Below are 22,069 nucleotides of genomic sequence, written 5' to 3'. Positions count from 1 at the left end.
AACGGAAACATCTTGATGCAAAAAACCATTCGTACCATGCCAACCCACAAACATGTGGCTTTGGTTGCCCATGACAACTGCAAACCTGAGCTACTTCGCTGGGTAAAAGAAAACAAAGAAAAACTGCAGAGTCACTTTCTTTACGCGACTGGCACAACCGGACACATGTTGAGCAAAGAAACTGGACTGGCCATTAAGAGCATGATCAGTGGCCCAATGGGCGGTGACCAACAACTTGGCGCTCTCATTTCAGAAGGCAAAATCGACGTTCTCGTTTTCTTCTGGGATCCGCTAAACGCCGTACCTCACGACCCAGACGTTAAAGCGCTTCTTCGTATTGCTAGCGTTTGGAATATTCCTGTGGCAACGAACCGAGCCACCGCTAAGTTCTTGTTTAACTCCCCTCTTCTTGAGCAAGAAGTGGATATTGAAGTACCGGATTACGAAGCGTATCTTGCTGAACGCATGTAAGCTTTGATGCCAACCGAATAACGTAAAGGCGATACTGAGTATCGCCTTTATTATTTCTAAAATTCAGAACTCTGCCTTCAACGCGAAGTGATGATCGGATAATCACCATTGACGAGCTCTTGAACAAATGCAGATCCGGCGCCAGTGTGCGTAATCCAAACCTTCTCTTTAGCACGCGTAATCGCCACGTAAAACAGCCTGCGCTCTTCTGCGTGAGGGAATTTGTCTTTGGACTCGGTCAATGCGCCATCAATGTGAATTTGCTTCTTCTTCGCAGGGAATTGCCCCTCATCCACAGAAAGAATAATGACAAAATCAGCCTCTCGCCCTTTACTCGCATGGCAAGTCATAAAACGAATATCGAGATTAGGAAAACGTCGCAACCAATCGTCATACAAGTCGGGCTTATGATAATGATTACGTCCTAACAATAAGACTGACTTGGTTTGCTTGGCTTGTTGATTCAATTGATCCAAGATCTTTTCAACTTGGTTACTCGGTGCGGTATGCACACTCTTCTGCTTACGTTGCTTGTGGCTATTGAGTGTTTTCGGCAATTGCGATGGGTTTTGCTGCACAAAAGTGTTTGCCACATCACCAATCTGATTGTTGAAACGATAAGTCGTATCTAGATGATGAACGGTAGAGTGAGCAAAGCGCTCTTTAAACCCAGTGATAAGATCGACGTCCGCACCAGCAAACTGATAGATGGCCTGCCAGTCATCACCAACCGCAAACAACGTCGCCCCCGCTTGTTTCTGTGTGGATTCACACAGTGCTTCAATCAGTGCTAAACGGTCTGGAGAGATATCTTGGTACTCATCGACCATAATGAAGCGCCATGGGGAGACAAATTTCCCTTTATTTACATAATCTGTCGCACGACTGATCATGGTAGGGAAATCCACTTGATTGCTTTCTTTAAGCATTTTCTGCCACGCCGTAAAACATGGCCAACACAAGGCGAGTTCGCTGTTTAAACGAGTATAGTCTTGGTGATTTACCAACTTTTCTTGCACTTGCTTTTTGGTTAGCCCTACCGCAGCTAAGTGAGACAACTGAGAGTCTAGCCACGCGATCAGTTTTGGGTTTTCTGAGTGACTTCCTAACTCATCGTCCCCTTTTAAATAGGCAATCGGCCATTTGTCTAAATGTTTTTGCCAACGTTTAAAGTTAGTAGGCGTCATCCAATGCTTTTTCAGCCAATCTACACACCATGCTGTTCGCTGGTTGTCATCTAACGCCAACGGACTGATCTCAACAGGCTGTTGCTCAACTTGATTGAGTATATATAAGCCTAGTTGATGGAACGTATTCACACGCACACCGTCTGCGGCCATGCCTACTTTATCCACTAAACGCTCTTTCATTTCAGTCGCGGCATCACGACCGAAAGCCAGCATAAGCAACTCTTCTGCTTGAGCCTGGTGGCTTTGCAACAAGTATGCAACTCGAGCCGTTAAAACACTGGTTTTGCCAGAGCCTGCGCCAGCAAGGACTAAGTTGTGATCATCGTTGAGCAACACCGCATATTGCTGGGATAAGTTTAAAGGCGAAGATTCTATGCGATTAAACAGCACTTCCCAATTCGGACGTTCTTCCTCAAGCCAATCACGATTACGCTCACCAAGCGTCGCAGACGTATCAATAAGCCAAGGTTCTATTTCCGCCATGCGATTCGGCATCCGCATTTTGGCTTCTTCTAGAGTGGTTTTCATTTCGCTTAACTCTTGGTTAAGACTTTCCACCCAGGAGACCACTTGAGAGTGCGATAGATAGGCAGGAAGATGCTTAAGTTTGTAGAGCTCTTCTTCCCACTTAGGTAGATACTCAGCCAGTTTTCGGCACTGAGTATTGTGCCATTCTTGATACTGACGAACAGCTTCAAGAGCAAACTTACGGCATTGTGGCCACGGTAGCCCTTGTACTAGCCAGCTTTGTTGTTTACCTTCGTGCTCATGAGCAAAAAACTGCAAAGAGCTCCATAACAACCCACGCTTTACGCTAACTTTGCCATTCCAGATCGTAAAAGGAATATGTTCTTCACTGCCTATTGAGCTTAATAAAACACTGTTCTCTTTTATTTCGACGTGATGGTACTCATTTTGAATAAAAAACTGTGCTTTGCTAGTGGCAGTGAGCTGCATGAAACGTGCGCCTTTTAATTTAGAAGTTGTCGATTTATATCATTTTAAGGCGCCAAATTGTAGCAATGGCGAGCACCTAAGTAAGCATCTTCTTTTATTCTTTAATAAAATTCACATTACTGTCGATTTAGTAACCTAAAGCTCATTCTATTTGAAGCTGACTTTACAATTATAGACACATTGCGTGGCTGCTTTAGTATAAGTCAATGACATCCCTGTTGATTTTATCAGCAACAACGAATTTTTCTTAAAGTAAATCATAAACGCGCTATAGTGGGTTTGGTAGTATTCCCCCGTTCTTCATCGGAAACATAAGGCGCATTGTGCAAGCAACTTCTAAATTTCGGCTCTACTGGGCAAACAAGACCATAAATTACAGCGTTCTTATCCTAATCACCTTACTGGGTGTGGTTATCCCGACTTGGTACTTCGAGCAAAACACGCTGATCACGCCGCTAATACTGGGCGTTATTGCTGCTGCTTTGGCAGAGAGTGATGATAGTTTCACTGGACGCATCAAGGCGCTGATTCTGACCTTTCTCTGTTTTGCGCTCGCCGCTTTCTCAATTGAAATCTTGTTCGACACCCCTTGGGCATTTGCATTAGGGTTATTTATCTCAACCTTTGGTTTTATCATTCTTGGAGCGATAGGTCCTAAATACGCGAGCATTGCTTTTGGCTCTTTGCTGATCGCCATTTACACCATGCTTGGTGCGCATGAAAGTACTAACATTTGGTTTCAGCCACTACTGCTTTTAACTGGTGCGGCTTGGTATTACTTCATGTCGATGATTTGGCAGATATTTTGGCCTCTTCAGCCTGTGCAACAAAGCTTAGCCAATGTGTTCTTTCAAATGGCAAATTATCTCGATGCGAAAGCCAAGCTTTTTCACCCTGTCACCAACCTAACGCCACAGCCACTTCGGATTGAAGCCGCAAAGTGCAACGCAGCGACGGTGATGGCGCTAAACGCTTGCAAAGCCACATTACTAAACCGCTCGAAACGCGGCCACATTGATGGTCCTAGTGACCGATTCTTAAATATCTACTTCATCGCTCAAGACATCCACGAACGAGTCAGCTCTAGCCATTACCGCTATCAAGATTTAGCAACTGAATTTGAACGTTTTGATGTGCTGTTTCGTTTTAAATATCTTTTGGAATCTCAAGCCCAAGCGTGTCGCGATATTGCATTAGCGATTCAGCTAGGGAATGAATACTCACATACCGATCAGTCCATCTTGGCCTTAGCTGAAGTGCAAAATTCACTTGCTTACTTAGAAGAACAAAAGCAAGGACACTGGAAACGTCTGCTAATGCAGTTAACATATTTATTCAATAACTTAGCGACGGTAGAAAAGCAACTGAATAACATTAACAACCCAGATGTTGAGGGCCTAGAGGAAGATACGCTCGCCGATACTAACCCGCACACATTAAAAGCCATGTGGCAGCGTATATCCGCGAATTTACACAAAGATTCGATGCTGTTTCGACACGCATTGCGTATGTCGATTGCTTTGACGATTGGTTATGGAATCATTCAAGTATTCAACATCGACCGAGGTTACTGGATACTCTTAACCACTCTCTTCGTGTGTCAGCCGAACTACAGCGCAACACGTCAAAAATTGACAGCGCGAGTCATAGGCACATTAGCTGGTTTGTTAATTGGCGTACCATTACTGACTTTCTTCCCTTCTCAAGAAAGCCAGTTAGTATTCATCGTTATTTCTGGCGTGATGTTTTTCGCCTTTCGGATGAACAATTACGGATACGCAACCGGTTTTATCACACTACTGGTCCTCTTCTTATTCAACCAGTTAGGTGAAGGTTACGCGGTTGTGCTTCCTCGACTAGCTGATACCCTCATCGGGTGTGTGCTTGCTGTAGGAGCCGTGCTGGTTATTTTGCCAGATTGGCAATCGAGAAGGCTGCACAAAGTCATGTCGGATGCGATAGATGCTAACAAACAGTATCTCGATCAGATCATTGGTCAGTATCGAATTGGTAAAAAGGACAACTTGAGCTATCGCATTGCTCGTCGTCAGGCCCATAACAGTGATGCCTCACTTTCTTCTGCCATCAGTACAATGCTTGCGGAACCTGGTAAATATCGTGCTGCCGTTGATGAGAGCTTCCGCTTCTTAACGTTAAATCACGCAATGCTGAACTATATTTCTGCTCTTGGCGCGCACCGAACTCGCATTGAAGATGAGTCTATTCATAAGCTCGTTTTAGATGCGCACCGCTGTATTCATCAGCATTTAGACGTTCTCCATAAACAGCTTCACCAGCATTGCGAAGAGTGCGATTTATCTAATATTGACGACGCGGGACTTGAGCAACGCTTAAATGAGTGGCGAGATGAAGATGATAGTTCCGCTCGCATGGTATTGCAGCAACTTCACCTTATCTATCGCATGCTCCCAGAGCTACATTCACTCGCCAGTAAGTTTGCAGTGAGGGTTAACTAGTAACACACGGATAGAAAAGGGAAGCGGATTGTCGCTTCCTTTTTTCTTTCTACTTTTCTATCTACCCCAAAGTGGGTAATTATGTACCTTCATAGGAAAAATCTGACGTATCACTTAACGCACCTTGACAATATTCGGACAAAAAGCAATCGATCAAATTCTAATCTATCTAGGTTGAATAAATATGTTGTATCCAAAGGACGAAGAATTTCGGGAAATGAAGGATAAACCGAATTACAACGAGGGTATTGAGATGAACGCACAACAATTTAATGAACTTAAACAAAAGCTCAGCGATTTAACGGCGAGTCAGTTGAAATCATTACAGGGTGAGATAAGCGTAAAGTTAAACAAAACGCAAAACCCAGTACTTTCTGTTGAAGAGCGAGAAATGCTTTCTAAACTGTTTGCTTAATCAAATCATTGATATAAAACACTTGAACGTTTTATAAACTCCACCTATGCTCTCATTAGCATAGTAATGGGAGTGGTGATATGCCTGTATCAGGAATTCAATCTGGGCACCAAATTGTTCAGATGTCACAGCAGATGGCTGAAAAAGCCGCGCATGGCATTAATGATAATTTAGGTAAAGTGAAAGAAGAGATCGCTTCTCACAACATCGATTTGGCTAAAGTGGCAGATGTCGCAATAACCGCTTCAACTCCTAGCCTCCCCTCTCAAAAAGTTGAATCACTCATCAACCTGACGCAAGCTGCAGGTTACAACAGAGTGGGTGCATCCGTCATTGAGAAAAACAATGAAGTCATTGGCAGCTTACTCGATATCCACGTCTAAAACTTCTTAGTTCCGACCTGTCACTACAAATCCGTAACAAGCCCTCTTTTGCTACCTAATGTTTTGATATTTCGATTCAATAAGTCTCGATAAAAACCAATAACTCCCAATAAAAACGGACGCCTTGTTAAAGCCGCCCGTTTTATGTTGAATCCAAACTTATCCGTTATCAATAACACCGTGATTCAGCAATGACTCTACAATCTCATTGGAGCTAAGACCGTTGAAGTCTATCGATGTACCTAAGTTTTCCACAACTATGGTTTGCTGGACATTTGCATCCGTCGTAATGTTCAGAGAAACATTTTCTGTTGATGCGTCGTAATCGGCTTGAATGTGCGCAAGTAAATCATCAATACCTGCCGTTGGATCATTCAAATCAGCGATCACGTCTTTGAGGTCAATGGTGTCCTCATTAACGCTAAAGTCAGTGATGGTGTCAATCGCACCATTATCCACCGTATCTTCTGTCCATTTAAAGATATCGCTACCCGCACCACCAGTCAGAATATCAGAGCCTAGTCCGCCGATAAGCACGTCATCTCCATCTCCTCCTAGGATATAATCATCTCCCGTACCTGCTGCTAAAGTAATGCCTGCATCACTACCAATAAGATAGCTGTCTTCACTTTCAGCAGACTGATCAATATCTTGACTATTTAGTGTAACGTTTAGATTAATATCTAATGGCGTTGAATACGCTTGGTCACCATTTGATGCAGTAGAAACCGCAGTCAATGTAATATCGTAATCTCCCGGGATCGCATTATTGATGTGTAGCGTATCAATTTCATCTTCTGGAACAGTCCATGTTGTACCATTAAAGCTGATATTCGATGTTGTAGCTTCACTCGTGATAGTGGCTCCTCTTGGCACGCCAGTGAGCTCTAAGGCCAGTACTTCATCGACATCGGTCAACGCCGCCATAATACCCACCAGCGCGATGCCTTGACGGCTTGCACTTTGACTCGCACTAATTCTTTGAATGTAACTAAAGTTCTGATCAATGCCTAGGTTTGGTACGTCAGCGACCGGCGTTACATTAATATCAAACGTTTCTGATGTTTGTAGTGAGGTACCCGTTAAGTTGTCATAGAAGATACCGTTGTCATTAGCGGTAACGGTAAGCGCAATAGAATTGCTGTTCACGTCACTGGCATCAATAAATACACCGGCATCCGGATCCGTCGAAGCGAAAAGACTATTAAGCTGAGACAAGGTCCCCATCAGTACAGTTTCACCTGCTAAACCAACGCCTTGAGTAATGCCACTCCCAGCCGGGACAAGAACACTTATATCACCCTCATCGATGCTGAGTGACACCGTCATGATTTCATTCTCATGAATACCTGCAAAATCAACATCGGTAATTTCGATACCTGAGATTTTTTGATCCGATGACTCCATAATCGTATTTGTGACCATTGAGCCATCAATCTCCGGAGCATCGTTAATCGCCTGCACTGTCATCACGGCTGAGCCACTGACGGTCTTCGGATCCGAGACGCCATTGGTCATGCCATCATCCGTAATATCGTAATTAAAGCTTACATCTCCGTAAAAATCAGGAGCAGGTTCAAAGCTCCACTCCGTTGAGCTCAGTTGAGTAAGCGTCCCTGTTGCAGGGTCGACAAGCGTAACATTGCTAACGGTTAAATTGTCCGACTCAATATCAACAGCATTAACCAGCAAATCCGCTGCGGTAACAATAACAGCGCCGCTGTCTTCATCAATACTTGTCAGCGTCACTTCCGATGTTGTTGGCGCATCGTTCACCTCTGTGACTTCAATTACAAATTGGCTGCTATTTGAATTGAGTGTTTCATCGACACCGCTAATCACGATACCTTCGTTGCCTTGGTCATCGACAGAGATGTCGACATTGACGTTACCAAAGAAGTTAAGCGCTGGGTTAAACTCCACTAAACCATCAGCGATAGCGGCGTTAAGGTCAGATACGGTTCCTTTCAGTTCAATTGAACCCGTGCCGTCTCCTGAAACCGTCAATCCGTAATTGGCAATAATCGATGGATTGAGCGCCAAGTAACCGCTATCGACAGCAATATTCAAGACATACTCTGCGGTAGGATCATCAAGTACCGCATCCATATCCGAAATACCAAATGTATCCAGCAGGATAGCGTTGTCTTCTGGTGTTTCAACGTCAATGACATTCACGAAGTCCGGTCGATCATTCACCGCTTCAACATCAACAGCTACGTCAAACTCCTCGGCTGAACCTAAATTTTGGCGACCATCGAGCCCGGTATCAACGGCTTGCACTTTGAAATGCAGTGACCCTCCCCATGAGTTATCGTTTCGATCACCAGAATTAAAGACCACTTGATCCAAATCTTGAGCATCGATTTCTAATACGAAGACGCCATTTCCTTGGTCAGTAAACACCGTTCCATCAGGTAATGAAACACTCGCCCCATCAGGGACATTTGAAATCTCAACTCTCAGCGTCTCTGGATCATTTTCCTGGTAGGTTGCGCCATCTCCGATGGACTCTTTGTTATCAACCACCAACGCATTGACGTTGATAACAATATCTTCTCCCTCATTCCCCGCAGCTGAAGTATCAGGATTCACATCAACATCATCGCCAATAGGATTCACAACCAGCGTAAAGTTATTAGTTCGCTCAGTTGGTACTTGTAACAATTCTTCTTGGATGAACACGGTAATGCCAATCTCTGCCTCGCCACTGAAGTTTTTCGGCGGTTTGATTTGGATGTCACTCAAATCAACGGATGTCTGAGTAAGGTCTTTTAGCTGAATACTCCATTCTCCTCCGCCGTTGTTCTTAACAACATAATCAGAGGAATTGGATTGCACGACAAAATCATCAGGGATCCCTGTTAACTTGAGTGAAACGAAACTTTCAGAGCCATCATTATCGTTTAAGCTGATCGAAACCCCAGAGCCTGATTGATTCAACGAAATTAAAGTATCTTCGTCACCAACCACGGTAATTGGCTTCGTAGGATCGGCACCTGTAATCGTAATATCGTCCACCACTGGCGTAACTTCGAATGTCACGTCATCAGTAAAAGTTCTTATATCGATATTATCGCCAGGGTTATTTAGGATAGACTGATCAAATACAGCCTCGTCCGTGATCTCTCCTTCGATATTAATCTTGACGGTGTTTTGTCCCCCACCTACGGGATAATTTTCTTTCGGCTTAAACAGAACATTATCAAGCGCACCCGCTAAAATCTCAGCTTCATTAAACTCAATACTTGTCCCTAAGCTATTGCCATTTGCGTCAACAAACTCCCCCAGTGTTGTGTCATCGAGTGCTAACTTAATATTCGTTAGCGTTTCCTGACCACCTTGGATATTGTTATAACGGTCGGCAAAATCGACATTCAGATTAAGCTGGATTAAACCATCTTCATAACCCACACCATCCGCCGTTGGTACATCGTTATTTAGGTCATCAACGGGTTGTTTGTTCGCGTCTAAACCGAGAGTACCTGTGATATCCACTGTCACATTTGGTGTAACATCACCATCTAATGGCTGATCACCCGCCGAACTCGGAACATCTGCAATCGGTAAAACTTGAACTGGAATTCGCACGTTGTTTTCTTTTTCGTCGCCAGACTCTGTGTCTTTGGTGACAAACCTCACAGGCAATTCGAAATCACCAGCGTAATCTTCTGCCAAGTGCATCGTTAAACCGTCCAAACCTGTGATATTGCCACTAGCATCAATATCTGCTTGGAAAACGTATTTACCATTGACAAAATCGATATCAGTGCCTGTTATCACCAAGCCTGGAGGAATACCGGGTGCAGATGGGTCAATAACAACAGTCAAAACATCTTCCACACCATCCGCATTAATCGCATCGACTTTCGACGTCAATTGAGTGCCAAGGTCGATCGCATTATCTTCCGATGCTTCAATTTGGACGTCATCAGCCACCTGAATTTCAGCGGCAACACTCGTTTGCGGCGTGAGAACCGTCGGAAACTCAAGTGTCACGTCAGTTTCTCTTACTACTGTTGCGTCTTTTTCAACGGCATCTTCACCTAAATCGTTGACCTCGGCATAAATGGTTAACCCAATTTGAGATAGACCGCCGTTGTCACCATCATCGCTGTCGTCGTTTGGCGTTAAATCAAGACCCGAAGGCGCTTTAATCGAGAAGTTTTCTTCGTCAATGACTGTCCATCGACCGCCGCCTTCGTTCAATGCACCAACAATGACCAATTGATTGAGAATCTCAGGGTCAACATTGTGGAACTGAACAACAAGCTGAGTCACCACTTCATCTGAAGAGGCGTCAAACTCTTGGTATTTGATGATATTCGCACCAGACTCCCCACCCGTTGAAGTATTGATCGTAAAATCAATGTTCCCTTGACCGTCTGACTTCACGATGTCAGTGACAACGCCAGTGCTTTCAGTAACAAGCAAACGTGTCTGGGCGTCTAGCGATCCTGTTGTATTTTCTGGCTCAACGATTGGATTGACTTGGACATGCACCATGCCATTGATGGTTTTTTCTGCAATTCCCTGCCCTGGATTAGAAGCATCGACATATTCGTGGTCAATCTCTTTCACCGTCACCGTAGTATTCAAATCAAAGTCAGTACTAGAGTCTTGCTCTAATTGCACCTGGACATACCCGCTTTGAGAGATTCGAGCAGAAAAGTCTTGCTCCGACTCGTTCGCTAGTGGCGAAAGTGTTAATGTTCCAGAAACCAATGTTTGTGCTACGCCATCGACATAAACCGTGCTGCCTGGAGGAAATCCAGAAATCGTCACCTCACTAAAGAACTCGTCTGTATCAGGGCTTTGAGCCAACGTTGGCTTCCAATCAATATTAAAGCGTGTATCTTCATCACCTTCTGATTGAACCGTGTAGTTATCTTGCGCATCAATGACAGGAGCGACAATAATTCGGATCTCACCCGATGAGGTTCGACTGTGACCATCATTCTCTGTGACGATCGTCGTCGCTGTAATATGAATGTTCTCCGTCGATGACGCTTCCGGTTTAATAACAATTCCAGAATTAATATTCGCCGTGGTGATATTGGCTTCATAGATTGGCTGATTTTGCGCGTCATAGCCTACAAAGGTCAGATCGACGGATGCACCATCGCTATCAAATACCTCGACACCTGCCGGAATATTGGACAGCAGAACCGTAACCGACTCTGAGTGATCATTCGGGTTATCTGGTAACTCGCCAGAGATGACACTAAAGCCCAACTCTACTTGACCATTCTCATCGATATTAGTCTCAATACCTCTTACATTGCCGTCATTAAACTCATGCCAGATCCCTGATTTATCATTAAGCTCAATAAATGGTATGTCAGCTACGCCTTTCACACCGACGATCACTGTTTTTCTGCCTAGTGACAACATATCTTCGGCAACCCCACTAGATAACGATGCCGTATCTTTTACGATACCTTCAACGTTGAAAGTAAAGTCATCATTGCTGTGCAACGGAGGAAGCACTTCGACGTTGGCTAACTCAGATTCTGGCACTTCGTAATAGAGTACATTGCCGCTTGAATCGGTCACTTCCACGATTTGGCTTGGGTTTGCTGAATCAAGCCACACTAACGTAACGCCATCAATTGAGAAGTCAGAAATACGCACAAACAGTGCTTCAGAACCATCTAAATCCGCAGACGGCTTCATGGTAATCACTTCACTTAACTGAAGTGGATCATGATCCGTGACAGGATTGACGGTGTCTTGAGTTCGAGCGTTATCCTCAAAGACATTGATTCGGTTGACCGTAAAACTACCTGGGTCCGCGATTGGGTTAACATCAATGATGATAGTTTCTGTCTCTGAACGTGCCGTTTCCTTTCCTGATAACGGATTATTGTTTTCTGTCGTAATCGCGGTTACATCAATCTTGATTTCGCCCGAGAAATTATCGATTGGATCAATTTGAACGTCACCAATTCGGCTGGCATCTACGAGATAAACACCACCAGTTTGTGGAATCGCACTACCATCCGAATATACTAACTCTGCGTTACCTTCCCCTTGTGTAAAGACGAGCTCGTACACTATATCTTCAGGATTACTAGTATCCTGAGTTTCCGCCGTGATATTAAGTGCGACGTTGTTTCCGTCTTCATCGACAGAATAGTTAAACTCGCTGCTTGTCGTCCAAGTCGCAATATCTGCAACGGCAGCAACTTCAATGTCTAAACGACCATTAATCGTATGATCTGGCGTACCATTGTTAAGAATTTCCACACGGATACGAGGATCGATACCAGAAGCATCGGTTGATGTATGACGATCTGGTACGAAGTACAAGTTATCTAACGAGACAAGCTCACCATTGAATGACTGCTCGACATTTGATGCGTCGAGAACAACCGTATTGCCCACAGATGTTAATTCAATGTAGTTGCCACTGCCGTCTCGGTAGTAGAACGTACCGTTGTGAGTATCAGCATCTCGAATAGTGATATCACCTAAGCTTTCGTTACGATCGATATCATGCAAATCGATAACCAAATCGACTTTCGCCGGCGTCACATCCAGCGTCGACAAGTTATCCTGAGTATTTGCAGAGTCAACGCCCACAACGACACCATCGCGCCCTTGGTCCTCGAACGCAGTAACGGTAGACGTGTCAATTTGCGCATTGCGGTCTCTTATCGAGATATCCACATCGGCATCTGCGATATCGCCATCACCATCGGTTGCAACAACGTTGATGGTGAAATCAATCGAGTCGGTTTCTGTATGGTCAAGATCGTCATTCGGACGGAATGACACACTGCCATCAGTTCGAACAACCAAACGACCGATTTCAGTATCCACTCCGTCAAGAACCTTGTGAACAAATACGACTTGGTCACTGCCGTTCAAATCGACAGAATCGGAATCAACACCGTTTTGCTTAAAGTAAATGCCTGAATCATCAGCCGAAAATGAAGTCACTTGTGCGCCGTCAGCACCAAGATCGTCATCACCTTCTACAGGGTCTTGGAATAAGTGAACCGTGCGGCTGCCTTGTCCCTCAACACGCGAAATAGATGCATCGTACAAGGTTGGAACATCATCGGTAATCGTCACTGGTAAGTTGATATCAGCCGTATCGCCATCAACATCGGTCGCGAAGACTGGGAGATCAAGTATAAGTGTATCTTCGCCTTGGATTGAGTGGTCTAGCACACCCTCAAGCGTAAACTTGTAAGAGCCGTCAGCGTTCAAGACTAGCGTGAATACTGAGTTTCCATCCGGAGTCTGCCCTTGATAAGTGTAGTTGTTGTTGCTTACTGCAGTTTGAACAAGTGTCACCGCTAACCCACCTGAAGTTACTCCAGGGATTGGGTTAGATGTCAGGTCCAGTTGGTAAGAGACAACGGTATCTGTCCCTTCCACCGTATCGAAATTACCCGTTGCTTCAAGGCTGTCTTTGTTGGTTGCCTGAGAGCCATTGGTGAGGTCGTCCTCATCAACAGCCAAAGCATCTGCTGATTTAATTTCGGGAATGTCATCAACCACGGTAATTGGAAGATTCAGTGAAGATGACGTGTCACCATCAAAGTCTGTTACTGTAATTGGGATATCAATGATAAGGTTGTTTTCACCTTGAACAGCATCATGGTCGATTGGTCCCAAAAGTTCAAATTGGTAACTGTCGTTATTCGCATCAAGAGACAGCGTGAAGATCTTAGTTGAGGTGCCAGCAATGACCGCTTGGTAACTGGTTACACCACCAACCGAGCTCACCACATTCAACTCGATGCTGTTGCCGTTTGAAGTTAAGCCAGACACAACCGCATTGAGGTCAGAAACTTGGTAGCTGACTATCTCATCCGCGCCATCAACGACTTCAAATCCACCAGTTAATACCGTTGAATCGCCACTTGTCGTGTCTGAGCCACCAGCAAGATCATCTTCATCAACGGTTTGTTGGCTAGAGTCTGTCACTTTCACAATCGCTGGAACATCGTCCACCACAGTGATCGGCAAGGTGATGTTATTGGACACATCGCCGTCAAAATCGGTCGCATTGACTGGGAAGTTGATGACTAACGAGTTTTCATCGTTACCCGCAGGATGATCAAGTGCACCCAACAGTTCAAATTCATAACTGTCTACTGAACCATTTAGCGTCAGTTTAAAGACGGTATCCGTCGTACCTTGTACATAAGCTCGGTACTCAATCACACCGTTTGAATTTGAAAACTCAACCAATTCAAGCGGCTGACCGCCTGAGGTAAGTCCTGATACAGGTGACGTTAAGCTATCCAACTGGAAGCTAACAATAGAATCAGCACCATCCGTAACGTCAAAGTTGCCACCAATGATATAAGGTTCTGGCGTGTCGTCCGAACCTTGGCTTGGAATATCATCCTCATCCACAGACAAGGTACTACCAGAGCTAATAGCATCAATGGTTGGCTTGTCATCTACGATGGTCACTGGCAAGGTCGCAGTGATGGTATCGTTGTCGCCATCTGTAATCTTCACAGGTAGATTCAACAAAATCTCATCAGAGTTAACCGCGTGATCTAACTGACCAGATAACTCAAAGTCGTATTTACCATCTTGATGAAGTGTCAACGTGAAGACAGTCACTCCACCCGGAGTTTGTCCCACGTAAACAAGCGCGTCAGCAGTTGAAGCACCAACGTCTTGAGAAAGTGTTACCTCTTCTCCACCCGATTTCAGATTCGGGATAGGATTTGAGCTCAGATCCAATTCGAACGCATCAATACCATCTGCGCTAGTAACGTCAAATTCACCTGATACCGTTAATGGCTCTTTAGTGCCATCAGAACCAAGAGGTAAATCATCTTCGTCGACACGTAAACTTTCAATGTTGGTAACAACCGGAACATCGTCCACAACGGTAATTGGCAATGTGAAGGCTGGTGACGTATCACCATCATTATCCGTCGCCGTCACAGGGAGGTTAATAATGATCTCGTTTTGCTGATTACCATCTGGGTGATCAAGCGGCTTCTGTAAATCGAACTCGTAGGAATTGTTTGTTGCATCCAACGTCAGTTCGAACACCACTTCAGCAGGATTGCCAGAGACACCTTGGTATACGTTCACGCCGTTTGCACTAGAAGACAAAACTAAGGTGATAGCATCACCATCTGAAGTCAGTGACGCAACAGGCGTGGTCAGGTCACTGAGCTGAATAGAAGCAACTTGGTCAGCACCTTCGGTGATATCAAAAGTACCTGAAATAACAGTATCTTCTGCACTTGCAGCATCAGTACCTGCTGGTAGGTCATCTTCATCAACGGTTTGTTCACTGCCTGCTAGTAAACCATCAATGGTCGGAACATCATCCACAACCGTAATTGGTAAGGTGATGTTGTTCGACACGTCTCCATCAAAGTCTGTCGCGTTTATCGGTAAATTGATGACTAGTTCATTTTGGCCATCAGCATTTGGATGATCGAGAGGAGCAAGCAAATCGAACGTGTAGCTATCATCAGAGGCATCGAGGGTCACTCGGAATACTGGTGTCGTCGTGCCATCAATACGAGCTTCGTAAACTGAAACGCCACCTGCGTTTGATACTTCAACCATAACCAATGATTGACCACCTGAGGTCAGGCCTTGTACTGACGTCGCTAGGTCAGAAACGCCGTACTCCACAATGCCATCAGAGCCATCAGTCGCGATGAAGTTACCAGCAATGCTGTTCGATTGCGTACCATCAGATCCGACTGTTGGGATATCGTCCTCGTCAACCGTTTGCACACTTGTTGCTTCGATGCCACCAAGTGTCGGTTTGTCATCAACGATCTTGACAGGGATTGTCTCAGCAGAGGTATCGCCATCAAAGTCTGTTGCGATGATTGGGAAGTTCAGTGTCAGCTCGTCACTATTAACAGCATGATCAATTGGACCTTCAAGCGTGAAGTTATAGCTTCCATCAGTATTCACTGTCAGTGTAAAGACCGCTTCACTCCCCGCCGTCGCCTCGTAAGTAAAGCTACCGTCGCCATTTGCGATTTCAGTCAGCGTGACGGCCACACCTTGTGATGTAAGGCCAGCTACTGGTGTTGCAGAAGCGTCAAGCTGATAACTCACCACTCGGTCCGAGCCTTGTGTGGTGGTAAAGTTGCCATCGATTGAAATCGGGTCAGTTTGGTCTGAGCCAATCGTGCCTAAGTCATCTTCATCAACGGTAATCGCATCAACATCGGTAATGGTCGGTTTATCATCCACGATGGTGACTGGGATCGTTTCTGTGGTGGTATCACCATCAAAATCTGTCGCGATGATTGGGAAGTTCAGCGTGAGCTCATCACTACCTGTTGCATGGTCAATTGGACCTTCAAGCGTGAAGTTGTAACTGCCGTCGCTGTTCACCGTCAAGGTAAATACGGCTTCTGATCCTGCGGTAGCGGTATAGGTGAAACTGCCATCCGCATTCTCGCTTTCCGTCATTGTCACCACTACCCCGTGTGAGGTTAAGCCATTAATAGGATTAGAGGACGCGTCTAACTGATAACTCACAACATGATCAGAACCCATCGTGACAAAGTGACCATCAATCGACACGGACTCGTTTTGATCAGAGCCAATCGTAGCCAAGTCATCTTCATCCACGCTGATCGCATCAACATTAGTGATGCTTGGCTGATCATCAACAATAGTGACAGGCAGTATTTTAGTTGAAGTGTCGCCATCAAAGTCTGTTGCGATAATCGGGAAATCGATTTGTAGGCTGTCGCTATTCATCGCATGGTCTAGTGGACCTAGCAGAGTAAAGGTGTAGCTGCCATCTGGCTTCAGCACTAATTCAAATACGGCATTGCCATCTGCTGTGGCAGTGTAAGTAAAGCTACCATCACCGTTTGCCGTCTCAGCAAGCACAACAGGTTCACCTTGAGAAGTTAACCCTGCTAGAGGATCCGCGGTTGCATCAAGCTGGTATTTAACAACGCTGTCCGAGCCTTCTGTCGTACTAAACGAACCAGACATAAACGCATCATCGTTTTGGTCTGAGCCAATTGTGGCGAGATCATCTTCGTCTACTGTCAGTGGAACAACGTTGTCGATGCTTGGAACGTCATCAGTAATGGTGACTGGAATGGTCGCAGTCGTCGTATCGCCATCAAAATCCGTCGCAATGATTGGGAAGTTCAGAACTAATTCATCGCTGTTTAACGCGTGATCGACTGGCCCTTCCAGACGGAAGTTGTATGTGCCATCAGCATTCACATTCATAGTGAAGACCGGATTGCCATCCGCGGTAGCAACGTAAGTAAAGCTGCCATCGGCATTCGCAGTCTCTACCAGAGTAACTGGCTCGCCTTGAGAAGTTAAGCCTGCAACAGGATCAGAAGTTGAATCAAGTTGGTAGCTCACCACACGGTCTGAACCTTGGGTGGTCGTAAACGCGCCTTCAACAAACACAGCGTCAGTTTGGTCTGAGCCAATACCTGATAAATCATCTTCGTCGACAGACAGAGGCACGACATTATCGATGATTGGTGCATCATCCGTGATCGTGACTGGAATAATTGCCGTGGCCGTATCACCATCAAAATCGGTGGCAATAATCGGGAAATCAATGGTTAGGCTGTCGCTGTTGGCCGCATGGTCGATTGGTCCTTGAAGCGTAAAGTCGTACGTACCATCCGTTGCGACGTTTAGGGTAAAAACAAGATTACCATCTGCGGTCGCGACATAGGTAAAGCTGCCGTCACCATTCGCGGTTTCCACCAAGGTAATCGCCTCACCTTGAGACGTCAGGCCCGCAACAGGATCGGCTGTTGAATCCAATTGATAGCTCACCACTCGGTCTGAGCCTTGAGTGGTGGTAAACGCCCCTTCAACGAACAGATCGCCGCCTGGGGCCGAGCCCACACCGCTAAGGTCGTCTTCGTCGACACTCAACGCATCCACCGCTGTGATGGTCGGTACATCATCAACAATTGTGACTGGAATGGTTTCAGTAACGGTGTCGCCATCAAAGTCGGTTGCGATAATTGGGAAGTTGAGTGTCAACTCGTCACTATCAACCGCGTGATCAATTGGACCTTCAAGTGTGAAGTTATAAGAGCCATCAGTATCTACTGTCAGAGTAAATACTGGGTTACCACCCGCAGTCGCTTCATAACTGAAACTACCATCACCATTTGCGGTTTCTGTTAGCGTTACCGCCACACCTTGAGATGTTAAACCGTCAACCGGTGTTGATGAAGCATCGAGTTGGTAGCTCACCACACGGTCTGAGCCTTGCGTGGTTATGAAGCTGCCATCAATAGAAATTGGATTACTTTGGTCTGAACCGATTGATGCTAGATCATCTTCATCAACCGTAATGGCATCTACGTCAGTAATCACTGGCTTATCGTCCACGATGGTGACAGGGATAGTCGCGTTTGTGGTATCACCATCAAAGTCGGTCGCGATGATTGGGAAGTTGAGCGTCAACTCGTCGCTATCGACAGCATGATCAATTGGCCCTTCTAGCGTGAAGTTATAAGAGCCATCAGTGTTCACTGTCAGTGTAAAGACCGACTCAGTACCTGCTGTTGCTTGGTAGGTAAAACTGCCATCACCGTTTGCGGTTTCAGTTAGCGTGACTGCAACGCCTTGTGATGTAAGGCCGTCAACTGGTGTTGCAGAAGCATCGAGCTGATAGCTCACTACTCGGTCCGAGCCTTGTGTGGTGGTGAAGTTGCCATCGATTGAAATCGGGTCTGTCTGATCTGAGCCAATCGTGCCTAAATCATCTTCATCAACAGTAATCGCATCAACATCGGTAATGGTCGGTTTATCATCCACGATGGTAACAGGCAGTACGATTTGGCTTGTGTCACCATCGAAGTCGGTAGCAATAACACTAAAATCAAGGGTTAAGCTGTCGCTATTTGCCGCATGGTCGATTGGACCTTGCAGCTCAAAACTGTACGAGCCGTCGGTATTCAAAATCAATGTGAAGACTGCACTGCCATTTGCCGTTGCGCTGTAAGTGTAACTGCCGTCTGCATTTTGCGTTTCGGCAATTGAGACGGTTTGCCCTTGAGATTGCAGGCCATTTAAAGGATCAGCGTTTACATCCAACTGATACTGTACGACGCCATCAGAACCCTGAGTCGTCGTGAACTGACCTTCAACCAGCGTTGGCTGTGATTGGTCAGAGCCTACCGAACTTAAGTCATCTTCATCGACGGTAAGAGCAACAACGTCGTTAATGGTTGGCACATCATCAGCAATGGTTACCGGTAGAACAAGTGAACTGGTGTCACCGTCAAAGTCCGTTGCGACAATCGTGAAGTCTAGAGTTAAGCTATCGCTACCCACAGCATGAGCGATTGGGCCTTCAAGACTAAATGAATAAGAACCATCAGGGTTCACTTGTAAGGTGAAGATAGCGTCCCCTTCTGCCGTTGCAGAATAGGTAAAGCTGCCATCTGAGTTGACAGTTTCCGTCAGAGAGATAGATCGACCCTGTGATTCCAACCCATTGAGTGGATCAGTGCCGCTCTCTAATTGATAACTTACAACACGGTCTGAGCCCTGAGTCGTCGTGAAACTGCCTTGCGCGAGCACAGAATCGCTTTGATCAGAGCCGATGCTTGATAAATCGTCTTCATCGACGGCTAGCGCATCAACGCCATCAATCGAAGGAACGTCATCTTGAACTTGAATGACAATTTGCGCCGCTTCTGGTGTGTTCGAACCGTCGGTAATCGAGGAGCGATCGCCATCCGCATCTACCGCGTAAACTGGCAGTGAGAAAGTGAGCGCATCATCATTAGCACCCGTATGGTCGAGTTGTTCATACAAGTTGAATTGATATTCGCCCAATGCAGGGGCATCGATCGCCACATCAAATACGGTAATACGCACGCCATCCAACTCGATGAAGCCTTCGTAAGTGCGCACGCCGTTACTCTCGGACGCTAGTTCCAGTTGAACAACCTGCCCTTGAGATTGGAGTTCTCCACCAACATTAAACTCTGTAGGTTCCAACTCATAGTGATCAATGATGTCACTACCGACCGATGTCGTGATCGACCCAGAGCCACTTGTTACTACCGCGCCTTCCTGTGAACCTTGGTCAACCCCCGCCTCGTCTAAAGACAATCCCGTCACGTTTTCAATCACCGGGTTATCGCCATCAAGGATGGTCATCGTAAAGGTGTTACTTGCCGTATCTTGGTCGAAATCGACGATTGTGGTTGGCAAAGAGAGCTCAATCGTATCTTCACCGTTTGTTTGTTCTAACGGCTTAAATTGCTCAAATTGGTAGGTACCATCAGTATTCAGACTGATGGTTAAAACGGTTTCATTAGAGCCTGCAATGGACAGGGTGATAGTGCTGCCGTCTTCAGAGAGTACCGCCTCTGTTGCCTGATTATCACTCAATAGGCCATCAAATTGACTAAGTCCTTCTTGATTAAATGTGACCGTTGCCAATTGATCACTACCAATATCAACAAAGGTGCCAGTAATCGGAGTAGAAGAAGATTCAACGTTTTCGAAAGTAACGTTTTGCGGCGCCGGATCATCGCCATCAATAACGGTTGTCGTGAAATCGATAGGTGCTTGAATACTGTTACCACCAATATCTGCGCCTGTAATGTCAAAAGCGATATTGATTTGATCACCGGAGATGGAAACTTGACCATCAGCAACAGAAGCGACATGGTCAATGCCCTGGCTAATCGTGGTAACGACCTCTAACTCTAAATCACGGCCTAAAGATGTCGCTTCGATCTCTATACGAAGCACTTCGTTACCTTCTTGAGTGCCGATAATGACATTTTGCGCTTCGTCATAAACGAACGCCACTGGCTGACCAGCAGAGGTAATATCACTATTTAGCTCGGTTAACAGAGACTCTAATGAGGACGTTTCAGGTACAAATGAAGCGGTATCAAGTGCGAGATCCCCTGCTTCAATCAGCACACTAGAAGAAATGGTTTGCGGGTAGCTTGATAGAGAAATTGAGCCTTCTGTTATGCTAGATTGCAGTGATTGTCCGCCATCGGCAAAGATAGTGACATCTAAATCATCAGCTTCATCGCGTTCTTCTACACCGCTACGAGTCGCTGACGTCTCAAAAAAGGTGGAGGCAAGTACTTCCGGATTATTATATTCAACGGTCACATAGCCAGCATTGGCTGAGCCTTCAGCGCCAGCACCAGCAGCCGTTGCTTCCAAAATAGCAGTCGGGTCAGCACCATCTAAAATGGCCTGTTGGATAGCCGCGACATCATTAGCGTCAAAGTTAGCACCTTCGATAGCTGTTGGATCGAAAGTAACTTGGCCATTAACTGGAGATTGCAGTAAGGTTTCTGGTTGTTCAAAAGAAGGTTCTGGAAGGCACGCGACACAATTAGCATCAACCAGATACAGCTCATTATGTATCTGTACATCAAGAGAAGCGTTATTTTCAGTAATGATCACTTCGCTAGATATTAACTCATCCCCCGCTTTTATAGACCTGACTTTTCCATCCAGACCTAAAACCAAGACTTCACCTTTAACAGCATTTACAATCGCGTTCTGCGGCACGGTTTGCGTACTCATCTGACCTCCGCTAATGGCCTACGTTTCCCATTAACCTTTTTAGATAGTTTTTAAATGATTTAGTGCGGCATACTGCACACCTTTAGACGATTAGACTAAGTATCAACTCATTAAACAATCAATAAATGGCGCACTAATGAGCAAAGTAAGTAAAACTTACTAGTAGTCACAGAAATGTGACACATGTCCTAACACCGCAATATCGATTAATTATATGAAATTGATGTCTTATTCCGTATAAGTGTAGTCGTTTTAAAAAAGAAGATAGATGAAAACGCTCAGCTAAACGCCAAACTACCGGTTGCAATCAATAATGGAAGAAAAGCAATAAGAATGTTGTATACACCTGAACGTGATGACAACTTAATCAATATTGGTGACGAGAAAAACGTGACGATTAAATATTGAATGACATAAATCGTTGGACAAAATATAACCATGAAAATGTGGCTCACAATATGAATTCCCGAGCACCACGAATTCGGCTTTGTCCTGATATACAGTAAAAAAAATACGAGCAAGCTAATAAGAAAATACATAAACATCACACTTGAAAATAATTATCATTTTCAATCATATGTAAATATTCCCCCACTTTCAATGATGTGAGAGCTATTAATACCATCGTTATTATCAATCAACACA

At 45.2% G+C, this 22,069-nt stretch carries 6 protein-coding genes; 4 read left to right on the top strand and 2 right to left on the bottom strand.

Features of this window, described 5'->3' with window-relative positions; genetic code table 11:
* The first annotated feature begins 15 nt into the window (after window positions 1-15).
* Window positions 16-471 (top strand): methylglyoxal synthase, encoded by a 456-nt coding sequence (locus ACWPOD_RS02695; protein ID WP_005376571.1) that lies wholly within the window; start codon window positions 16-18, stop codon window positions 469-471.
* 77 nt (window positions 472-548) lie between these two features.
* On the opposite strand, the gene helD is transcribed toward ACWPOD_RS02695, so the two are convergent.
* Window positions 549-2,618 carry a DNA helicase IV gene (gene helD / locus ACWPOD_RS02690; protein ID WP_006742784.1) on the bottom strand — a complete coding sequence of 690 codons (2,070 nt, stop codon included), beginning with the start codon at window positions 2,616-2,618 and terminating at the stop codon, window positions 549-551.
* Between the two features lie 323 nt (window positions 2,619-2,941).
* Here helD and yccS point away from each other — a divergent pair, with 323 nt between their 5' ends.
* From yccS to ACWPOD_RS02675, 3 genes are all read left to right on the top strand, one after another.
* Window positions 2,942-5,095 carry a YccS family putative transporter gene (yccS, locus tag ACWPOD_RS02685; protein WP_167427421.1) on the top strand — a complete coding sequence of 718 codons (2,154 nt, stop codon included), beginning with the start codon at window positions 2,942-2,944 and terminating at the stop codon, window positions 5,093-5,095.
* Window positions 5,096-5,279: 184 nt separating this feature from the next.
* Window positions 5,280-5,510: a hypothetical protein gene (locus ACWPOD_RS02680; RefSeq protein WP_041853076.1), complete on the top strand. Its 231-nt coding sequence runs from the start codon at window positions 5,280-5,282 to the stop codon at window positions 5,508-5,510.
* A gap of 80 nt (window positions 5,511-5,590) precedes the next feature.
* A complete protein-coding gene (locus tag ACWPOD_RS02675) occupies window positions 5,591-5,893 on the top strand; it encodes a hypothetical protein (RefSeq protein ID WP_005396673.1) in 303 nt (100 codons plus the stop codon).
* A 159-nt stretch (window positions 5,894-6,052) separates the two neighbouring features.
* Here ACWPOD_RS02675 and ACWPOD_RS02670 read toward each other — a convergent pair whose 3' ends face one another.
* Complete coding sequence (locus ACWPOD_RS02670) at window positions 6,053-21,424, bottom strand: retention module-containing protein (RefSeq protein ID WP_456231540.1); 15,372 nt, start codon at window positions 21,422-21,424, stop codon at window positions 6,053-6,055.
* Between the last annotated feature and the right edge of the window lie 645 nt (window positions 21,425-22,069).

The organism is Vibrio sp. JZG120 (assembly GCF_053890955.1).
This window is presented reverse-complemented; position numbering and strand designations above follow the sequence as displayed.